We start from the raw sequence: 12,452 nt of genomic DNA on the forward strand, positions 1-12,452 counted from the left end.
GTTGAAGAAACTGAGGTCTACCCGACCCGGTGGCGGCAAGCCCCGGGGTCAGCGGAACGATCGCGCGCGCCGGCGGCTGCGCCGCCGCTTGTCGGGCGGCCTGCTGCTGCTGATCGCGCTGACCGTCGCCGGCGGCCTGGCCGCGGTGCTGACCCCCCGCCCGCAGGTGGCCGTCGCCGACGAGTCGTCCTCGGCGCTGTTGCGCACGGGCAAACAGCTTTTCGACACCTCGTGCGTGTCCTGCCACGGCGCCAACCTGCAGGGCGTGCCGGACCACGGGCCCAGCCTGATCGGCGTCGGCGAGGCCGCCGTCTACTTCCAGGTGTCCACCGGCCGGATGCCCGCCATGCGCGGCGAGGCCCAGGCGCCGCGCAAGGACCCGATCTTCGACGAGGCGCAGATCGACGCCATCGGCGCCTACGTGCAGGCCAACGGCGGCGGCCCCACCGTGACGCGCAACCCCGACGGCAGCGTGGCGATGTCCTCGCTGCGCGGGACCGACCTGGGCCGCGGCGGCGACCTGTTCCGGCTCAACTGCGCCTCGTGCCACAACTTCACCGGGAAGGGCGGGGCGCTGTCGTCCGGTAAGTTCGCGCCCGACCTGGGGCCCGCCAACGAGCAGCAGATCCTCGACGCGATGCTGACCGGCCCGCAGAACATGCCGAAGTTCTCCGACCGCCAGCTTTCCTTCGAGGCCAAGAAGGACATCATCGGCTACGTGCGGACCGTCGCCGAGGAGCGCCAGCCCGGCGGCTACGGCCTCGGTGGGTTCGGACCGGCGCCCGAGGGCATGGCGATGTGGATCATCGGGATGGTCGCCGCCATCGGGCTGGCACTGTGGATTGGGGCGCGATCATGAGCGACGGCTCGAACATCCCCAAGGGCTCGGACACCGACAAAGGCGGCGCGGCCCAGGAGCCCAACGAGGCCGCGCTGGTCGCGATGCCGCAAAACGAACTGGTCGCGCTGGGCGGCAAGCTCGACGGCGTCGAGACGGTCTACAAGGAGCCGCGCTGGCCGGTCGAGGGCACCAGGGCGGAGAAGCGCGCCGAGCGCGGCGTGGCCCTGTGGCTCGTGCTGGGCGGCTTCTTCGGCCTGGCGTTGCTGCTGATCTTCTTGTTCTGGCCGTGGGAGTACAAGCCCCGCGAGGCCGCCGGAAGCTTCTGGTACTCGCTGACCACGCCGCTGTACGGCCTGACCTTCGGGCTGTCCATCCTGGCGATCGCCATCGGCGCCATCCTGTTCCAGAAAAGGTTTATCCCCGAAGAGATTTCGATCCAGGAACGCCACGACGGCGCGTCCCGCGAGATCGACCGCAAGACGGTGGTGGCGAACCTGGCCGACGCCTACGAGGGCTCGACGATCGGGCGCCGCAAGCTGATCGGGCTGTCGCTGGGCATGGGCCTGGGCGCGTTCGGCCTTTCCACCCTGGTGGCGTTCCTCGGCGGGCTGATCAAGAACCCGTGGAAGCCGGTGGTGCCCACCGCGGACGGCAAGAAGGCCGTGCTGTGGACGTCGGGCTGGACCCCGCGCTACCACGGCGAGACCATCTACCTGGCGCGCGCGACCGGCTCGCACAACGGCGCGCCGTTCGTCAAGATGCGCCCGGAGGACATGGACGCCGGCGCGATGGAGACCGTGTTCCCGTGGCGGGAGTCCGACGGCGACGGCACCACCGCGGAATCGCACGAGAAGCTGACCGCGATCAAGATGGGTGTGCGTAATCCGGTGATGCTCATCCGGATTCGGCCCAGCGACCTGCCGCGCGTGGTCAAACGCCAGGGCCAGGAGAGCTTCAACTTCGGCGAGTTCTTCGCCTTCACCAAGGTCTGCTCGCACCTGGGTTGCCCGTCGTCGCTGTACGAGCAGCAGTCCTACCGGATCTTGTGCCCGTGTCACCAATCGCAGTTCGACGCACTGCATTTCGCCAAGCCGATCTTCGGCCCGGCCGCCCGTGCGTTGGCACAACTGCCGATCACCATCGACACCAACGGGTATCTGGTCGCCAACGGCGACTTCATCGAGCCCGTCGGACCGGCATTTTGGGAGAGGACGACGACATGAGTCCCAAACTGAGCCCCCCGAAGATCGGTGACGTCCTGGCCAAGCAGGGCGAGGACATCGACACCCGCTATCACCCCTCGGCGGCGGTGCGCAGGCAGCTCAACAAGGTGTTCCCGACGCACTGGTCGTTCCTGCTCGGCGAGATCGCGCTCTACAGCTTCATCGTGCTGCTGCTCACCGGCGTGTACCTGACGCTGTTCTTCGATCCGTCCATGACCGAGGTCACCTACAACGGTGTCTACCAACCACTTCGGGGTGTGGAGATGTCGCGCGCCTACGAGACGGCGCTGAACATCTCCTTCGAAGTCCGCGGCGGCCTGTTCGTCCGGCAGATCCACCACTGGGCCGCGTTGATGTTCTCCGCGGCGATCATGGTGCACCTGGCGCGGATCTTCTTCACCGGGGCGTTCCGGCGCCCGCGCGAGGCGAACTGGGTGATCGGTTCGCTGCTGCTGATCCTTTCGATGTTCGAGGGCTACTTCGGCTACTCGCTGCCCGACGACCTGCTGTCCGGTATCGGGCTGCGGGCCGCGCTCTCGTCGATCACGCTGGGCATGCCGGTGATCGGGACCTGGCTGCACTGGGCGCTGTTCGGCGGGGACTTCCCCGGCGACATCCTGATCCCGCGGCTGTACGCCATCCACATCCTGCTGTTCCCCGGAATCATCCTGGCGCTCATCGGATTACACCTGGCGCTGGTGTGGTTCCAGAAGCACACCCAGTTCCCCGGCCCGGGCCGCACCGAGCACAACGTCATCGGCGTGCGGGTGATGCCGGTGTTCGCGGTCAAGTCCGGCGCGTTTTTCGCCGCCATCGTCGGCGTGCTGGGCCTGATGGGTGGGCTGCTGCAGATCAACCCGATCTGGAACCTGGGCCCCTACAAGCCATCTCAGGTGTCGGCCGGCTCGCAGCCGGACTTCTACATGATGTGGACGGAGGGCCTGGCCCGTATCTGGCCGCCGTGGGAGTTCTACTTCTGGCACCACACCATTCCAGCCGTGGTCTGGGTGGCGCTGATCATGGGCGCGGTGTTCATCCTGCTGATCATCTACCCGTTCCTGGAAAAGCGGTTCACGGGTGACTATGCGCACCACAACCTGCTGCAGCGGCCGCGAGACGTCCCGGTGCGCACCTCTATCGGCGCGATGGCGATCTCCTTCTACATGGTGCTGACCCTGGCGGCGATGAACGACATCATCGCGTTCAAGTTCCACATCTCGCTGAACGCGACGACGTGGATCGGGCGCATCGGGATGGTGATCCTGCCGCCGTTCATCTTCTTCATCACCTATCGGTGGTGCATCGGGTTGCAGCGCAGCGACCGCGCGGTGCTCGAGCACGGCGTCGAAACCGGCATCATCAAGCGGCTGCCGCACGGCGCCTACATCGAGCTGCACCAGCCGCTCGGCCCGGTCGACGACCACGGCCACCCGATCCCCCTGGAGTACCAGGGCGCGCCCGTGCCCAACAAGATGAACCGGCTGGGCTCGGGCGGGACGCCGGGTCACGGCAGCTTCTTGTTCGCCGATCCGCCGTCCGAGGATGCGGCGCTGCGCGAGGCGTCGCACGCGGCCGAGCGACGCGCCCTGACCGCGCTACGCGAGCACCAGGACAGCACCGTCGGTTCCAACGGCGAGGAAGGCGAGCACTAGAAAGCTAGCGCTCGGCGATCAGGGTCCGCAGTTGGCGCACGTGTAGCCATTCGACGACCGGCATTCCCGCGGTGACGAGCCCGGCCAGCACGTAGCCGAACCACGACGCGCCGTCGTGCCCGACGGCCATCAGGTAGGTCGCCGCCGCGACGGCGATCAGCGCGGCGCCCATCGTGCCCGTCAGAATGACGGTGCCGCGCAACCAAACCCGGTCCACCGCCTCACCGGACCATTCGGCGGCCGGCTCCCCGGCCCGCACCGCGCGGGCCCCGAGGGTGCGCGCTATGGGGGCGCCCGGCCGCGGCGGGGTTCGGCCCGGGGCGGCCGCCGACCGGACGCCCGGATCGCTCTGGGCCATGCGCCGGGCCCGCAACAGCACCGGGATCGCGCCGGCGATGATCAGCGCCGAGACGACGATGACGGCGTACAGCACCCACGTGGTGTGCGAGCTGCCCGCGGCCGCCTTGTGAAAGCCCCGGCCCAGGTCGGCCAGCGCGACGGCGGCGGCCACGCTGACGCCCAGCAACACCAGCCAGATCGCCGCGCACGCCCCCACCAGGATACGGTCGATGACGTCGGGCGGAATGGTGTCCGACCCACGCCGGTATGCGTAATACCTGCTGACCATCAGCAGCTCGTCTGCGGGGCGTCGTTGGTGTTCGACGAAAGCACCGTTCCGTCGCTCGTGGTGATCGAGCAATTGAGCCGGCTGACCCGGAAAAGGCTGGACGCCTCGACCGAGCCGACGTCGGATTGCGAGATCGGCGTGACCGTCATCGACCACGGGATGTACACGTTGTGCTGCGTGCGGCGGCGGCCGGAGGCGTCGACGTAGGTCACCGAGATGATGTCGCCGGGCGCTTTCGTGCCGGTCACCGAGTAGGTGACCTGCCGCGGCCCGGCCGGCGTGCTCGGTGGCGGCGGAGGGGCGGCCGCCGTCGAGGTGGCCGGCGGCGGGGCCGGCGCCGGCGCGGGCGGCGGGGGCGGCGGGGCGGGCGTCACCGTCACGGTCTGTGTCTCCGTAGCTGTCGGGGGCGGCGGCGGTGGGGTGGTCGGCGGCGGCGGGGGCGGCGTGGTGGTGGTGCCCTCATTCCAAGGGGGCGACGTGGGCGTCGACGTGCTGGTGGCGGGGTTGGCGAGCTTGTTGGTGTCGGTGCGCGCGACCAGCAGCGACACCGAGACCACCAGGGCGATCGCGGCGACGATGGCGGCGACGCCCACGATCCACGGCCAGCGCGGGGCGCCGTGTTCGTCGTCGTGGTGGGACGGCTCTTGGTAACCGTCGTAGTCGTAGAGCACCATGTCGGCCGGCACATAGGGGCCGCTCATGAAGTGCTCGGACTCCGGCGCGGAGTAGGCCCGCGAGTACGCGTCCGTCAGGCCGGTGTCGTTGGCCGCCGCCAACTCGGCGCTGTCGTCGACCCCCGGCTCCCCGGCCTCACCCGGGTGCTCCAATCCGTCGCCGGGCGCGCTGCCGGGATCGGGTTCGTGGCCGAGCTCGGCGGCGGATTCGTCTTCTTCAGGTTCCCGTCCCGGGGGTTTCGGCCCGTTCATGTCTGCCTGCCCTGTCCAACTGCCTCACCGGCGCGCGGGGCTCCGCGGTCAAGCCGTTGCGCGCGCGCTCGGGAAATTGTCATTGTGCCTGGGCAAACCCTACCGAACCGACTGGGGCAAATAAGTTTAGCGACGGGACCACTGGTCAACTGATGCCCGGATTGTGACCTTCGGGTCGCAAATCAGTGCTTCTCCGGACCGAGGTAGTACTCGAACACCAGGCCCGCCGCCGTGGCGAGGATGAACACCACGCCGGCGACGATCAGCCAGGGCAGCCACAGCGCGATGCCGACCGCGGCCACCGAGCCGGCCAGCGCGACCAGGATCGGCCACCAGCTGTGCGGGGCGAAGAACCCCAATTCCCCTGCGCCGTCGCTGATCTCGGCGCCCTCGTAGTCCTCGGGCCGGGTGTCGAGGCGGCGCGCGACGAAGCGGAAGAAGGTGGCCACGATCAACGCCAGTCCGCCGGTCAGCGCCAGCGCGGTGGTTCCCGCCCATTCCTCGCCGCCGGTGGCGAACAGCGCGGTCAGCACCCCGTACAGCACCGCGGTGACGAAGAAGAACGCGGCGACGAACTCGAACAGCCTCGCTTCGATGTGCATTGAGTGTCCTAACCTACTGGCTTGCCGTCATCTCGCCGCGGCGGGTTTCGAACGGGTGGGTGGTCACCGCCACCGGCGACTGGTTGATCGCCTGCAACGCCTGGGCGTTGCTCTTTCCATCGATCCGTTGCTGCAGGTAGGCCTTGAAATCGTTGGGTTGGACCACGCGCACCTCGAAGTTCATCATCGAGTGATACGTGCCGCACATCTCGGCGCAGTGCCCGACGAACGCCCCGGTCTTGGTGATCTCTTCGACCTGGAACACGTTGACGGAGTTGTTCGCCACGGGGTTGGGCATCACGTCGCGCTTGAACAAGAATTCGGGCACCCAGAACGCGTGCACGACGTCGGCCGAGGCCAGCTGGAACTCGATGCGCTTGCCGGCGGGCAGCACCAGCACCGGGATCTCGGTGCTGGTTCCCAGGGTTTCGACCCGGTCGAAGTTCAGGTAGGTGCGGTCCTCGGTGTTGAGGCCGCGCACCGGGCCGACGAGCTCCTCGCCGTGCTTGTCCTTGCCCTCGGGCTTGGACACCATGGCCTTCTTCTTGGCCTCGTCGAGGCCCTCGTAGGTCAGGGTGCCGTCGTGGAAGTTGACGCGCTGGTACCCGAACTTCCAGTTCCACTGGAAGGAGGTGACGTCGATCACGACCTCGGGGTCCTTGGCCAGGTGCAGCATCTTCTCCTGGACCACGACCGTGAAATAGAACAGCACCGAGATGATCAGGAACGGCGTCACGGTGAGGACCAGCTCCAGCGGCATGTTGTAGCCGAATTGGCGGGGCAGCTCGGTGTCGGTCGCCTTCTTGCGGTGGAAGGCGGCGGTCCAGAAGATCAGGCCCCACACGATGACGCCGACGACCAGCGAGGCGATCACCGCGCCGATCCACAGCTCCCGGTTGAGGTGGGCCTGCGGGGTGATGCCCTCCGGCCAGCCCATGGCCAGCACTCCCGACCAGCTGCACCCGCTCAGACTCATCGCCAGCACGCCCAGCGTCACGGCCAGCGCCAGCCGCCGAACGCCGGAGAACCTGCGCTGCGACAGACGTTGCGAACGGGCCTGCTCGCGAGGTGTCACGTTGGCGCCCTCCTGCTCGGATATCGAATACTACGCAGCGTAGACCACGCCCCTCGGCGCGGCGACGAAACCCCGGCCGGCCAGTCGGTGCGGCACCGCGGGCACCGCCCGGGTGCGGCATACTGGGGCGCCGTGTGTGGTCTGCTGGCCTTCCTCGCCCACCAGGGCAGCGCCGACGCCGCGCGCGCCGACGGCGCCGTCTCCGACGCCTTGCGGTTGATGCGCCACCGCGGGCCCGATGAGCCGGGCACCTGGGCCGACCCGGGCGCCGACGGATCCGTCGTGTTCGGGTTCAACCGGTTGTCGATCATCGACATCGCGCACTCGCATCAGCCGCTGCGCTGGGGCCCGCCGGAGGCGCCGGACCGCTACGTGCTGGTGTTCAACGGCGAGATCTACAACTACCTGGAGCTGCGCGAGGAACTGGCGGCCCGGCACGGCGCCGTCTTCGCCACCGACGGTGACGGCGAGCCCATCGTCGCCGGCTTCCACCACTGGGGCACCGACGTCTTGACGCGGCTGCGCGGCATGTTCGCCTTCGCGTTGTGGGACACCGTCACCCGCGAATTGTTCTGTGCGCGTGACCCTTTCGGCATCAAACCGCTGTTCATGGCCACCGGCTCGGGCGGTACCGCGGTGGCCAGCGAGAAGAAGTGCCTGCTGGAGCTGGCCGAGCTGGTGGGCTTCGACACCGGGATCGACCGCCGCGCGGTGCAGCACTACACGGTGCTGCAGTACGTGCCGGAGCCCGAGACGCTGCACCGCGGGGTGCGCCGCCTCGAGTCGGGCTGCTACGCCAGGATCCGCCCCGGGTCGGCGCCGGAGGTCACCCGCTACTTCGTGCCGCGGTTCGCCGCGGTGCCCGTCACCCGCGACACCGAGCAGGCCCGCTACGACGAGATCACCGCGGTGCTCGAGGACTCGGTGGCCAAGCACATGCGCGCCGACGTGACGGTCGGCGCCTTCCTGTCCGGCGGCATCGACTCCACCGCGATCGCGGCGCTGGCCATCCGGCACAACCCCCGGCTCATCACCTTCACCACCGGTTTCGAGCGCGAGGGATTCTCCGAGATCGACGTCGCCGTGGCCTCGGCCGAGGCGATCGGCGCCCGGCACGTCGCCAAGGTCGTCAGCCCGGACGAGTTCGTCGCGGCCCTGCCCGAGATCGTCTGGTACCTCGACGAGCCCGTCGCCGACCCGGCGCTGGTGCCGCTGTTCTTTGTCGCCCGCGAGGCCCGCAAGCACGTCAAGGTGGTGCTCTCCGGCGAGGGCGCCGACGAGCTGTTCGGCGGCTACACGATCTATCGGGAACCGTTGTCGCTGAAGCCCTTCGAGTATCTGCCGCGGCCGCTGCGGCGGTCGATGGGCAAGGTGTCGCGGCCGCTGCCGGAGGGCATGCGCGGCAAGAGCCTGCTGCACCGCGGGTCGCTGACGCTCGAGGAGCGCTACTACGGCAACGCCCGCAGTTTCTCCGATGCGCAGCTGCGCGACGTGCTGCCCGGGTTCCGCGACGACTGGACCCACACCGACGTGACGGCGTCGGTGTACGCCGAATCGCGCGGCTGGGACGCGGTGGCCCGCATGCAGCACATCGACCTGTTCACCTGGCTGCGCGGCGACATCCTGGTCAAGGCCGACAAGATGACGATGGCCAACTCGCTGGAGCTGCGGGTGCCGTTCCTGGATCGCGAGGTGTTCGCCGTCGCGTCCCGGCTGCCGGTGGAGGCGAAAATCACCCGGACCACGACCAAGTACGCGTTGCGGCGGGCCCTGGAGCCGATCGTCCCGGCCCATGTGCTGCACCGGCCCAAGCTCGGGTTCCCGGTCCCGATCCGGCACTGGCTGCGCGCCGGCGAGCTGCTGGAGTGGGCCTATGCGATGGTGGCCGCGTCGCAGGCCGATTACCTGATCGACCTCACCGCCGTGCGCCGGATGCTCGACGAGCACCGAAGCGGCGGCAGCGACCACAGCCGCCGGCTGTGGACGGTGCTGATCTTCATGCTCTGGCACGCGATCTTCGTCGAGCACAGTGTGGTGCCCGAGATCAGCGAGCCGGCGTACCCGGTGCAGCTGTAACGCCGAGCGGACGCAAAAGCCTCCGACACGCCGAGGCGTGCGGGGCTTTTGCGTCTGCTCGGCGGACCTAGGCGAGCACCGCGGCGATCTCGGTGGCCGCGTCCTCGCCGTAGGCGCCGGCCAGCCGGCTCTTCGCGACCTCGTGGTCCCAGGCCCACTCCTGGGTTCCGGTCGATTCCAGCACCAGCACGGCGACCAGCGAGCCCAGCTGCGCCGACCGCTCGATGCTCAGGCCGGCGGTGCGGCCGGTGAGGAACCCGGCCCGGAACGCGTCGCCGACGCCGGTCGGGTCGACCTGGGCCGTCTCGGGCACGACGTCGACGTGGGTGGTGGTGCCGTCGCGGTCCACGATGTCCACGCCCTTGGCGCCCAGCGTGGTCACCCGCAGGCCGACCTTGCCCTGCACGTCGGATTCCGACCAGCCGGTCTTGTTGAGCAGCAGCTCCCACTCGTAGTCGTTGGTGAACAGGTACGCCGCCCCGTCGACCAGCTTGCCGATGTCCTCCCCGGACAGGCGGGGCAGCTGCTGGGACGGGTCCGCCGCGAACGCCAGGCCGAGCTTCCTGCACTCCTCGGTGTGCACCACCATGGCGTCGGGGTCGTTGGCCCCGATGACGACCAGGTCCGGCTTGCCCACCGAGGACACCACGTCGGCGAGCTTGATGTTGCGGGCCTCCGACATGGCGCCGGGGTAGAACGACGCGATCTGGGCCATGTCGAGGTCGGTGGTGCAGGTGAACCGCGCCGTGTGCGCCGACTCGGAGATCAGCACGTTCTCGCAGTTGACCCCGTGGCGCTCGAGCCATTCGCGGTAGTCGCCGAAGTCGTCGCCGGCCGCGCCGACCAGCGCGACGTCACCGCCCAGCACCCCAATGGCGAAGGCGATGTTGCCTGCCACCCCGCCGCGATGAATCACCAGGTCGTCGACGAGGAAGCTGAGCGAAACCTTCTGCAGGTGATCGGCCAGCAGGTGCTCGGAAAACCGGCCGGGAAAACGCATCAAGTTGTCGGTCGCAATCGAACCGGTCACCGCGATCGTCACGAAATCTCCACCCTCCGTTAGTAAGGTTGCCTAGCTTACTCAGGCGTATCGACCGTCGTTGCGTCCGCGGTCGGCGCGCGCGGCCGTGCGCTAGCCTGCCAAGGGAACTCACTCAAGTCGCCGGGACCCGAATGCTCGGGCGCTATCCGTTCGTGTCCCGTCTACCACCGTAGGAGAACCACATGGGCGGTCCGCACCCGCCGAACCACGCTGTCGGCGCCGACGGACCCGCGCCCTACGCCGAGTCCCGGACGGTCGAGTTCCCGCACGAGCCGCCGTCGTCGTCGGCCGCCTATCCCGGCCAGGTGCCGCCCCCGGGGTACCCGAAGCGGCGGTCGAAGCGGCGGCTGGTCATCGGCGTTTTGCTGGCCGTCGCGCTGGTCGCCGCGATGACGGTGGCGATCGTCTACGGGGTCCGCACCAATGGGGCCAACACCGGTGCCGCGTTCTCCGAAGCGTCGGCCAAGTCGGCGATTCAGGGCTATCTCGACGCCCTCGAGCGCCGCGACACCGACAACATCGTCCGCAACGCGCTGTGCGGGCTGTACGACGCGGTGCGCGACAAGCGTTCCGACCAGGCGCTGGCCAAGCTGAGCAGCGACGCGTTCCGCAAGCAGTTCTCCAACGTCGAGGTGACCTCGATCGACAAGATCGTGTACCTGTCGCAGTATCAGGCTCAGGCGCTGTTCACGATGCGGGTCTCACCCGCGACCGGCGGCCCGATGCGCGGCGACGTGCAGGGGGTCGCGCAGCTGCTGTTTCAGCGCGGCGACACCCTGGTGTGCTCGTATGTGCTTCGAACCGGCGGCTCGTACTAGTCGAACCGCTAGTTGAACGAGTCCCCGCACGCGCACGAACCGGTGGCGTTGGGGTTGTCGATGGTGAAGCCCTGCTTCTCGATGGTGTCCACGAAGTCGATCGACGCGCCCTCCACGTAGGGCGCGCTCATCCGGTCCACGGTCAAGGTCACGCCGCCGAATTCGGCGGTGAGGTCGCCGTCCAGGGTGCGGTCGTCAAAGAAGAGGTTGTAGCGCAGCCCAGCGCACCCGCCCGGCTGGACCGCGATACGCAGCGCCAGGTCATCGCGTCCCTCCTGATCCAGCAGGGACTTCGCCTTGGCGGCGGCGGCCTCGGTCAGGATCACGCCGTGCGTCTTGGCGCTCGACTCGTTCTGCACCGTCATTGCTTCTCCTACATGCCTCATGGTTTGGGTGAGTCACCCGCGACTGGTGAACCGCCTGGGGAAACCCACTCCCTCAACGGTACCTTGCGGGACCGCTATTCCCGAGTCGCTCGGCCACCACCGACGCCAAACCCATCAGCTGATTGGCCGCGTCGGCGAGCGCCAGCCGCACCGATCCGGCGTGGTCGGCGATGGACAGGGCGGCCATCATGCCCGCCGATCGCACCGTGGATTTGTCCAGATCCACCTGGCCCGCCAGCACGACCACGGGAATGCCCAGCGGACGGGCCTTGTCGGCCAGCCAGCCGACCACCTTTCCGTGTAGGGATTGCTCGTCGAACCGGCCCTCACCGGTGACGATGAGCTCGGCGGTCTCGAGGTCGTCGGCGAGGTTGGTGTGCCCGGCGACGATCTCCGCGCCGGACTCGCTGCGGCCGCCGAGCGCGAGCAGCGCGGCGCCGATGCCGCCGGCGGCGCCCGCGCCCGGCTCGGAGCTCACATCCCGTCCGGCCGCCGCTTCCAGTTCCAGGGCCCACGCCTCGAGGCGGACCTCGAGCGCCGCGACCGTCGCGGTGTCCGCGCCCTTCTGCGCCCCGAACATCCTGGCCGCTCCCCACGGCCCCAGCAGCGGGTATTCGGTGTCCGACGCGGCGATCAGCTCGACGTCGGCCAGCTGCCGCCGGGCGGCTTGCAGGCCGCCGAGCTCCGCGATGAGCCCCTGGCCGCCGTCGGTGGACGCGCTGCCGCCCAGCCCGACCACGATCCGCTTCGCCCCGGCGCGCAGGGCCTCGGCGATGAGCTGCCCGACTCCCCTGCTGTGGGCCGCCATCGCGGTCTCCGGGGTGGGCGGACCGCCCAGCAACGCCAGGCCGCACGCCTGCGCGGATTCCAGGTACGCGGTCGCCGAGTCGCGATCGAACACCCACTCGGCGTCCACCGCGGAGTCCAGCGGGCCGGACACCCGCAGCCGGCGCTTCTCGCCCAGCCGGCCGGCCAGCACCTCGACGAAACCCGGGCCGCCGTCGGACTGGGGCGCCACGATGAATCGATCGCGGGGCCGCGACCGGGTCCAGCCCGTCGCGATGGCGGCGGCGGCCTCGACGGCCGTGAGGCTGTCTCCGTAGCAATCAGGGGCAACCAGGACCAGCATGGCCGGCAGCTGGAGACGGCCGGGCGACAGGCCAGCGTCATCCGAGGCCATCGA

Annotated in this window: 12 protein-coding genes; 5 read left to right on the forward strand and 7 right to left on the reverse strand. The window is 69.1% G+C overall.

Annotated features, from left to right (window positions below):
- The first annotated feature begins 1 nt into the window (after window position 1).
- From OQ968_RS14045 to OQ968_RS14055, 3 genes are read left to right on the forward strand one after another with little or no spacing between them, the layout of a single operon-like run.
- On the forward strand, window positions 2–859 hold the full coding sequence (locus OQ968_RS14045) for a c-type cytochrome (protein WP_420715909.1): 858 nt from the start codon (window positions 2–4) through the stop codon (window positions 857–859).
- Window positions 856–2,064: a ubiquinol-cytochrome c reductase iron-sulfur subunit gene (locus OQ968_RS14050; RefSeq protein ID WP_324678783.1), complete on the forward strand. Its 1,209-nt coding sequence runs from the start codon at window positions 856–858 to the stop codon at window positions 2,062–2,064. Before OQ968_RS14045 ends, OQ968_RS14050 begins: the two co-directional genes overlap by 4 nt.
- Entirely contained in the window at window positions 2,061–3,716 is a 1,656-nt protein-coding gene (locus tag OQ968_RS14055; protein ID WP_324678784.1) for a cytochrome bc complex cytochrome b subunit, read from the forward strand. Before OQ968_RS14050 ends, OQ968_RS14055 begins: the two co-directional genes overlap by 4 nt.
- 4 nt (window positions 3,717–3,720) lie before the next feature.
- Here OQ968_RS14055 and OQ968_RS14060 read toward each other — a convergent pair whose 3' ends face one another.
- From OQ968_RS14060 to OQ968_RS14075, 4 genes are all read right to left on the reverse strand, one after another.
- Window positions 3,721–4,344 carry a DUF2561 family protein gene (locus OQ968_RS14060; RefSeq protein ID WP_324678786.1) on the reverse strand — a complete coding sequence of 208 codons (624 nt, stop codon included), beginning with the start codon at window positions 4,342–4,344 and terminating at the stop codon, window positions 3,721–3,723.
- A complete protein-coding gene (locus tag OQ968_RS14065) occupies window positions 4,344–5,270 on the reverse strand; it encodes an MmpS family transport accessory protein (RefSeq protein ID WP_324678788.1) in 927 nt (308 codons plus the stop codon). Before OQ968_RS14065 ends, OQ968_RS14060 begins: the two co-directional genes overlap by 1 nt.
- A 182-nt stretch (window positions 5,271–5,452) precedes the next feature.
- Entirely contained in the window at window positions 5,453–5,872 is a 420-nt protein-coding gene (locus OQ968_RS14070) for a cytochrome c oxidase subunit 4 (RefSeq protein ID WP_324678790.1), read from the reverse strand.
- A 13-nt stretch (window positions 5,873–5,885) separates the two neighbouring features.
- The gene (locus OQ968_RS14075) at window positions 5,886–6,947 is read right to left on the reverse strand and encodes a cytochrome c oxidase subunit II (protein ID WP_324678792.1); all 1,062 of its coding nucleotides are present in this window, start codon (window positions 6,945–6,947) and stop codon (window positions 5,886–5,888) included.
- A 132-nt stretch (window positions 6,948–7,079) separates the two neighbouring features.
- Between OQ968_RS14075 and asnB the strand changes: the two genes are divergently transcribed.
- A complete protein-coding gene (asnB, locus tag OQ968_RS14080) occupies window positions 7,080–9,023 on the forward strand; it encodes an asparagine synthase (glutamine-hydrolyzing) (RefSeq protein WP_324678794.1) in 1,944 nt (647 codons plus the stop codon).
- Between the two features lie 67 nt (window positions 9,024–9,090).
- On the opposite strand, the gene OQ968_RS14085 is transcribed toward asnB, so the two are convergent.
- Window positions 9,091–10,065 (reverse strand): carbohydrate kinase family protein, encoded by a 975-nt coding sequence (locus tag OQ968_RS14085; protein WP_324678796.1) that lies wholly within the window; start codon window positions 10,063–10,065, stop codon window positions 9,091–9,093.
- A 182-nt stretch (window positions 10,066–10,247) separates the two neighbouring features.
- Here OQ968_RS14085 and OQ968_RS14090 point away from each other — a divergent pair, with 182 nt between their 5' ends.
- On the forward strand, window positions 10,248–10,883 hold the full coding sequence (locus OQ968_RS14090) for a hypothetical protein (protein ID WP_324678798.1): 636 nt from the start codon (window positions 10,248–10,250) through the stop codon (window positions 10,881–10,883).
- Between the two features lie 8 nt (window positions 10,884–10,891).
- On the opposite strand, the gene OQ968_RS14095 is transcribed toward OQ968_RS14090, so the two are convergent.
- Window positions 10,892–11,248 carry an iron-sulfur cluster assembly accessory protein gene (locus OQ968_RS14095; RefSeq protein WP_324678800.1) on the reverse strand — a complete coding sequence of 119 codons (357 nt, stop codon included), beginning with the start codon at window positions 11,246–11,248 and terminating at the stop codon, window positions 10,892–10,894.
- Between the two features lie 73 nt (window positions 11,249–11,321).
- A complete protein-coding gene (locus OQ968_RS14100; RefSeq protein WP_324679214.1) occupies window positions 11,322–12,398 on the reverse strand; it encodes a glycerate kinase in 1,077 nt (358 codons plus the stop codon).
- Window positions 12,399–12,452 lie beyond the last annotated feature (54 nt).

The sequence above is a fragment of the Mycobacterium sp. 663a-19 genome (assembly GCF_035616495.1).
Taxonomy (GTDB): Bacteria; Actinomycetota; Actinomycetes; order Mycobacteriales; family Mycobacteriaceae; genus Mycobacterium.

Excerpts from the sequence above, each read along its gene's own strand:
- OQ968_RS14060 (WP_324678786.1), bottom strand. The coding sequence starts at position 4,344 with ATGGTCAGCAGGTATTACGCATACCGGCGTGGGTCGGACACCATTCCG.
- OQ968_RS14090 (WP_324678798.1), top strand. The coding sequence starts at position 10,248 with ATGGGCGGTCCGCACCCGCCGAACCACGCTGTCGGCGCCGACGGACCC.
- OQ968_RS14050 (WP_324678783.1), top strand. The coding sequence starts at position 856 with ATGAGCGACGGCTCGAACATCCCCAAGGGCTCGGACACCGACAAAGGC.
- OQ968_RS14095 (WP_324678800.1), bottom strand. The coding sequence starts at position 11,248 with ATGACGGTGCAGAACGAGTCGAGCGCCAAGACGCACGGCGTGATCCTG.
- OQ968_RS14055 (WP_324678784.1), top strand. The coding sequence starts at position 2,061 with ATGAGTCCCAAACTGAGCCCCCCGAAGATCGGTGACGTCCTGGCCAAG.
- OQ968_RS14100 (WP_324679214.1), bottom strand. The coding sequence starts at position 12,398 with ATGCTGGTCCTGGTTGCCCCTGATTGCTACGGAGACAGCCTCACGGCC.
- OQ968_RS14070 (WP_324678790.1), bottom strand. The coding sequence starts at position 5,872 with ATGCACATCGAAGCGAGGCTGTTCGAGTTCGTCGCCGCGTTCTTCTTC.
- OQ968_RS14065 (WP_324678788.1), bottom strand. The coding sequence starts at position 5,270 with ATGAACGGGCCGAAACCCCCGGGACGGGAACCTGAAGAAGACGAATCC.